The organism is Brevundimonas sp. GW821-FHT09G01 (assembly GCF_059416065.1).
In genome coordinates, this window is sequence record NZ_JBWKOL010000006.1 from 260385 (window position 1) to 267531 (window position 7147).

1 protein-coding gene is annotated in these 7147 nt (G+C 70.5%); it reads left to right on the plus strand.

The window, feature by feature from the left end:
* Window positions 1-248: 248 nt before the first annotated feature.
* On the plus strand, window positions 249-7147 hold a 6899-nt coding region (locus AC07NB_RS13340; RefSeq protein ID WP_494571329.1), incomplete at its 3' end, for a putative Ig domain-containing protein.

The window sequence follows — 7147 nt, forward strand, 5'->3', positions numbered from 1 at the left end:
AGGTCCTGGGTCCGGAGCGGCCCAGCACGCTCCCGAGTTGGGCCCCGACCGGGCGACAATGGAGATGAAGCCGGCTTGATTCGATCTGGTCCGTTCTTGTCCTGTTGAAATTGTATGAACATCCGCTTCCGGGGCGGCGGGACCGTTTTTCACCACTGTGAAAATGTGTATCTAGCGGTGTTCGTTGGGCGCCCTGCGCCTGACGGGGATGGGGAAGAAGCGCCGGACAGGCGCTCGGGGGCCTTCAGATGCTGAACGTTGTGAAGTCGGTTTTCGGCCGTGCGGGCGCTGGCGCTCGCGTTCTGGTGATGCTCGTTGTCGCCATGTCGGCCTTGGCGACGCCCTCGGCGGCTCTTGCCCTCTCGACGGCCTGCTCGGCGATCAACAACGGTCAGTACGTCAACAACGGCCGCGCCGGCGGACAGAACCCGACCTCGATGTCCGGAACCTACGGATTCATCGCACCCAACGGTAATGACGAGAACATCACCACCAGCGCAAATCTGGTCGACACCTTCGCGCCCGGCGAAGTCATTTCGTGGAGCTACACGAAGACCACCAACGCCTACCTCCACATCTACCTGACCGACTCCAACTATAATCTGATCACGGGCACGAACTCGTACGACCGGACCGCAGCGTCGGGAAGCGGGTCATTCACCATCGCGAACTCGGGGGATATCGTAGGCGTCCGGCTGGACGCCGGCTCCTTCGGAGGCGGCCCGAACATCAGCGGCCCGACCAACGGCACGGCGAGCGTGACGATCAGCTGCTCGGCGCCGACCCCGCCCAGCCTGTCGATCACTGATGTGTCTCAGTTCGAGGGCATGGCGGGAACCACTACCTTCACCTTCACGGTGTCTCTGTCGGCCGCCAGCGCGAGCACGGTCACCGTCAACTATGCGACCGCGAACAACACCGCGACCGCGGGTAGCGACTACACCGCGGCCAGCGGCGCCCTGACCTTCGCGCCCGGCCAAACGACGAAGACCGTTTCGGTCCTGGTCTCCGGCGACACGCTCGCCGAGGCCAACGAAACCTTTGTCGTGAACCTCAGCGGGCCGACGAACGCGACGATCTCGGACGCCCAGGGCGTCGGCACGATCGTCAATGACGACGTGGCGCCCACGGTGACGGCGCTTACCCGGATCGCTGGTCCGACTGCAGGCGGCCAAGCGTTGGTCATCACGGGCACGAACTTCGTCGGCACGACAGGGCCTGGGGGGGTCAAATTCGGCGCGGTCAACGCCACCAGCTACGTCGTTAACAACGCGACGTCCATCAACGCTGTGGCCCCTCCCGGCGTGGCCGGCACGACCAATGTGACGGTCACCAATGGCGGCAACACCAGCGTCACCTCCGCCGCGAACCAATATACCTATGTCGCGGCCCCGACCGTGACCGCGGTCAGTCCGTCGGCGGGGCCGGTTGCGGGCGGGACGACGGTGGCGATCACCGGCACGGACCTGCTGACGGCCACCTCCGTCAGCTTTGGCGGGGTCGAGGCGGACCTCTACTCCGTTGATAGCGCGACTCAGATCACCGCGACCGCGCCGGCGGGGTCGGCCGGGACCGTGAATGTGCGAGTCACCACCCTGGGCGGAACGAGCGCGACCGGCGCCGCCAACCAGTTCACCTACATCACGCCGGGCACGGTGAGCATCACCGGTATTCCCGCGACCATGACCGTCGGCCAGACGGTCACGGCGACGGTCACGCCATCGATGGCGCCGCCCAGCGGCTCCCTGACCGTGTCCCTGTCGCTGTCAGGCGGCGCCGGGATGACGACGGGCGTCAACGCGCTGACCTTCACCACCGCCACGCCCCAGACCTTCACCGTCACGGCGTCGGCGCCCATCGGCGCCAAGACGATCACCTACTCGCTCTCGGGCGGCTCATCGTCGTTCTATGCGACCCCGACCGCCAGCAGCGTCACCGTGGCCACGGCCGCGCCCGTGGCGAGCAGCTTCACCTTCGGCTCGATCGTCGCCTACAATGACGGCTCGAACCTGACGACCAGCTTCAACCTCTCCAGCCAAGCCACCGGCAATCCAACCACCTATGCGGTCGGCTCGGCGACCACGGCCCAGGGCGGTTCGGTCAGCATCGACAGCACCGGCCAGGTCACCTACACGCCGCCGCTCGGCTTCCGCGGCAACGACAGCTTCACCTGGACGGCCACCAACGGATCCGGCACATCGGCGCCGGCCACCACCACCGTCGTGATCGGCAACCCGACCCTGTCCGCGTCGCTGGTCGGCGGCGGCGTGCGCGGCGCGGCTCTGTCGGGCGTGCAGATCACGCCCGAAGGCGGAGCGGCGCCCTACAGCTGCGGCGCCTCCGTGGCTTCCGGCGCCCTACCGGCTGGGGTGTCCATCGGCAGCAATTGCGCGCTCACCGGCGCGCCGTCCGCCAGCGGGACGTTCAACTTCACGGTCAACGTCACCGACAGCTCGACCGGCACGGGCCCGTTCACCCAGAGCAGCGGCACGCTCACCCTGGTCGTCGCGGCGCCGACCCTGAACCTGTCGCCCGCCTCCGGCGCCCTGCCGGGCGCGACCGCCGGCGCGGCCTATTCGCAGACCTTCACCGCCGGCGGGGGCGCGGCTCCCTATGCTTACAGCCTGACGGCCGGCGCCCTGCCGACGGGCCTGAGCCTGACGGGAGGCGCGCTGTCCGGCACGCCGACCGTGGTGGGAACCTTCAACTTCACCCTCACCGCGACCGATAGTTCGTCAGCTGGAAGCGGCGGGCCTTATTCGGTCGCCAACAGCTATTCGGTGGCGGTCGCGGCGCCCGTGATCACCCTAGCGCCGACGACCCTCGCATCAGGGGCCGTCGGCAGCGCCTACGCCGGCAGCGTGACCGCGAGCGGGGGTACGGCGGGCTACACCTATGCGGTCAGCGCCGGCGCATTGCCCGCCGGGGTAACGCTCGCCGCCAACGGCATTCTCTCGGGCACGCCGACCGCCAGCGGAACGTTCAACTTCACGGTCACGGCGACGGACAGCACCTCCGGCGCCGGCGCCCCCTATTCCGGGAGCCGGGCCTATTCGGTCACCATCGGCGCGCCGACGATCGTGCTCACCCCGACGACCCTGACCGGTGCGACGGTGGGCGCAAGCTACAGCGCAACCCTCACCGCCAACGGCGGCACGGCGGGATATAGCTATGCGGTTACCTCCGGCGTGCTTCCGGCGGGCCTCAACCTCTCCGCCTCGGGCGCGCTGACCGGCACGCCGACCGCAGGAGGCATATTCAACTTCACTGTCACCGCCACCGACAGCTCGACGGGAACGGGCGCGCCGTTCGCCGGCAGCCGGGGCTACGCCCTGACGGTGGCCGCGCCGACGGTGGTCGTCGATCAAACGTCCCTGCCCAATGGGCGTGCGGGGGCGGCCTATAACCGGACCCTCACCGCCTCGGGCGGCACCGGGCCGTACGCCTTCGCGGTGACCGCCGGCGCCCTGCCTCCGGGCTGGACCCTGGCGCCGACGGGCGAGCTGACCGGCACCTCCACCGAGTCCAATGCCTTCAACTTCACCATCACCGCCACCGACAGCTCGACCGGCGCCGGGGCGCCCTATCGTGGCAGCCGCGCCTACACGGTGAACGTGACCAATCCCCACTTCACCCTGACGGCGCCGACCCTGTCGGCGACCGTGGGCCAGGCCTACACCGGCAGCTTCGTCGCCGGTGGCGGCACGGCGCCTTACACCTACTCACGCTTCTTCGGGACCTTGCCTCCGGGTCTGACCCTGGCGACCGACGGCACGCTGTCGGGCACGCCGACGGCCAGCGGAACGTTCAACTTCACCATCGTCGCCCGCGACAGCACAACGGGAGCCGGCTCGCCTTACGGCGTGGCCAGCAACTACAACTTCACCGTCTCCGCGCCTACGCTGACCCTCGCGCCGGCCACCCTGGCCGACGGCGCCGTGAACGCCGCCTATACCGCGAGCGTCAGCGCCAGCGGCGGCACCGCGCCCTACAGCTATGCGGTCACCGCCGGCGCCCTGCCGGCCGGCCTCAGCCTGGCGACGAACGGCGCGCTCTCGGGTACGCCGACGGGCACGGGCGTCTTCAACTTCACGATCACGGCCACCGACAGCTCCACCGGATCCGGGGCGCCGTTCTCGGCCAGCCGCGCCTATGCCGTCACCATCGGCCTGGGCGCCCAGACCATCACTTTCAACACCCTGGCCGACGCCTCCCTGTCGGCCTCGCCCCTGACCCTGGCGGCGACCGCCAGCTCGGGCCTGGCCGTGAGCTTCGTCTCGGACACGACCGCCATCTGCACCGTCTCGGGCGCGAGCCTGACCCTGCAGCAGACCGGGACCTGCACCATCCGGGCCGAGCAGCCCGGCGACACGACCTGGGCCGCCGCGCCTTCGGTCTCGCGCAGCTTCACGGTGACCCCGGCCATCCTGACCATCTCGGCGGCTCCGGCCTCCGGCCTGGTCGTCGGCCAGAGCTACAGCCAGGCCAACACCATCAGCGGCGGCGTCGCGCCCTACACTTACGCGCTCGCGGCCGGCGCCTTCGCGCCCGGCACGACGCTGAACACCTCGACCGGCGTGGTCTCGGGCACGCCGACCGTGGCAGGCTCTTTCAGCTACATCGTTCGCGTCACCGACAGCCAACCTCTGTCCGCCGACACCGGCGTCACCACGGTGACCATCGCCAAGGGCGCGCAGACCCTGGCCTTCACCTCAACGGCGCCCTCCGCCGTAGTGGCGGGGCCAGCCTATAATGTGACGGCCTCGGCCACCTCCGGCCTAGGCGTGACCTTCACCCTCGACGGCTCCAGCACGGGCTGCACGATCTCCGGATCGACGGTCAGCTTCACCGCGCCGGGAACCTGCGTGATCAACGCCAACCAGGGAGGCGACTCCAACTGGAACCCGGCGGCCCAGGTCCAGCAGAGCTTCACCGTCATCGCCAACCCGCCGATCGCGGCCGACCTGTCGGGCGTGACGGTGGCCTATGGCAGCGCGGGCACGGCCATCGACCTGTCGGGTTCGCTGACCGGCGGAGCCCATACCTCGATCGCCATCGCCACGGCTCCGGCCCACGGCACGGCGACCGTCGCGGGCGACATCGTCACCTACACGCCCTCGGCGACCTACTTCGGCGCCGACAGCTTCACCTACACGGCCACCGGCCCCGGCGGGACGTCCAACGTCGCGACGGTCAGCCTGACCGTGGCCACCCCGGCCGCGCCCGTCGCCGTCGACAGGAGCGGCGTCGCCGTTTCGTGGAACAGCCCCGGCACGGCCATCGATCTGTCGAGCTCGATCACCGGCGTCCACGCCAGCCTGGCCATCGGCACGGCCCCGGCCCACGGCACGGTGAGCGTGGCGGGCGACGTGGTCACCTACACGCCCACGACCGGTTACTACGGCGCCGACAGCTTCACCTTCACGGCCACCGGCCCCGGCGGGACCTCGGCCCCGGCGACCGTCAGCCTGACGGTGGCCAACCCGCCGGCCCCGACGGTCTCGGGCGTCAGCGGCGTGGCGGTGCCCTACGCCAGCACCGGCGTGGCCATCGACCTGGCCGGCTCGGTCAGCGGCGTGCACGGCTCCATCGCCATCGCCTCGGCCCCGGCCCACGGGACCGCGACGGTCTCGGGCGACGTGGTCACCTACACGCCTTCGGCTGCCTACTACGGTCCGGACAGCTTCACCTTCACAGCGACCGGACCGGGCGGAACTTCCGCTCCGGCGAGCGTCAGCCTGACGGTGGCGACCCCGCCGCCGCCGGTGATCGACACCCCGACCGATCCGGTCGTGGCGCCGCCGTCGTCCGGCGGAGCGGTCCAACCGGTCGTGGTCAATCTGGGCAGCCAGAGCAACGGCGTCATCGACGGCTACCGCATCACCGCGACCAGCCAGCACGGCACGGCGTCCATCACCACCGTCGCCGCGCCCCTGGCCCAGACGGCGGGCGCCGACGGTCCGCAAGCCGCGCCCGGCGACTACCAGCTGGTCTACACCCCGGCGGCCAACTTCATGGGCACGGACACCGTGACCGTGGTGGCCTTCGGACCGGGCGGCGACTCCGCGCCGGCGACCTTCACCTTCCAGGTCGCGGGCAAGGCGCCGAACCTGCAAGGGGCGACGCCGTCGAACAGCACGCTCGCCTTCACCCCGACCGCCGGCCTGGTGGGCGGTCCGTTCCAGGCGCTGCGCATCACCCGCGCTCCGGCCTTCGGCGTGGCGACGGTCAACGGGCTCACGATCGTCTTCAACCCGGGCGCCGCCAACGGCGGCTCCACCTCGCTGGACTACGTCATCGACCTGCCGTTCGGCGCGTCGGCGGCGGGCCGGATCGACCTGGTCTCCAACCTGGTCCCCGGCGCCCAGGCGCTGACGGCGACGACCGTCCAGGGCCGTCCGGTCACCACCCGGATCAGCGCCGTCCCCGGCGGCCCGTTCAGCGGCGCGGCCGTGGTTTCGATCTCGCCGACGACGGCGGGAACCGCGACCATCACGGGCTCCGGCGCGAACTGGGACCTGACCTTCACCCCGGCCGGGACTTTCTCGGGCGTGGCGACGGTCAGCTTCACCCTGACCAACGCCGCGGGCACGACGGCCAGCACCCTGGCGGTGACGGTCGAGGCGCGCCCCGATCCGTCGCAGGACGCCGAGGTGAGGGGGGTGGCCACCGGTCAGGTGACCTCCGCCCGCCGCTTCGCCGACGCCCAGATCAGCAACTTCCAGCGCCGCCTGCAGGACCTGCATGACGGGGACAACGGATCGTCCAACGGCGTCAGCCTGAGCCTCGGCTTCGGCGCCCAGAACGACGCCGATAACGATCCCCGCGCGGCCCTGCACCGTCAGCTGGGCGCACGCGAAACGATCGATCCGGATATGATCGGCCGCGACCGCGACCGCGACATGCTCGGCCTCGACCTGTGGGCCGGGCGTCAGGCCGGACCGGCCGCGGTCAGCTCGACCACGGACCGGCTCAGCGCCGCGCCGCCGTCGTCCGAACCTGGCCGCCGCTCGTCGGTCGGCTTCTGGACCGCCGGTTCGGTGGACTGGGGTCGCCAGGACGCGCAGGGCCAGCGCGACTACCGCTTCACCACCCAGGGCGTCACCGCCGGCCTCGACGTGCGTGTCTCCGATCAGCTGATCGTGGG